The following is a 546-nucleotide window of genomic DNA, read 5'->3' as shown; positions in this document are numbered from 1 at the left end:
TATATAATACAAATAATGAAGTAATTGCTGCTGTTTCAACAGATAGAGACGTTACTGAAGTTGTAAATCTATCTGTTCAACTTGAAAATGAAAAGAAGAAGGTTGAGTTTCTAAAGAGCCAATACAACAAAGAGATAGCAGAAAAGTTTAGTTTTCAAGTATTTATGGAAAAAGTAAAAAATACTCGATGCGATATCAATAGCAAGAAGAGTAGCAAGTTCAAATGCTAGCGTTTTAATAATGGGAGAGAGTGGAACAGGAAAAGAGGTATTTGCAAAAGCTATCCATCAAGCAAGTGGAAGAGAAGGAAATTTTGTTGCAATAAACTGCAGTGCTATACCAGAGAACCTACTTGAAAGTGAATTGTTTGGTTATGTAGAAGGTGCATTTACAGGAGCCTTAAAAAAGGGTAAGATAGGTAAATTTGAATTTGCTAATAATGGTACAATATTTTTAGATGAAATAGGAGATATGCCACTTAATATGCAGGCAAAGCTTTTAAGGGTTCTTCAGGATGGAGTTGTATATAGATTAGGGGATGAAAAG

Annotated in this window: 1 pseudogene; it reads left to right on the top strand. The window is 33.3% G+C overall.

Features of this window, described 5'->3' with window-relative positions:
- Window positions 1–546: pseudogene (locus tag TCEL_RS14280) on the top strand (sigma 54-interacting transcriptional regulator); the annotation flags it as partial.

Source organism: Thermobrachium celere DSM 8682, assembly GCF_000430995.1.
Lineage (GTDB): Bacteria > Bacillota > Clostridia > Clostridiales > Caloramatoraceae > Thermobrachium > Thermobrachium celere.
Note: the sequence above shows the minus strand (reverse complement) of the source record. Positions and strands in the feature narration are given on the sequence as shown.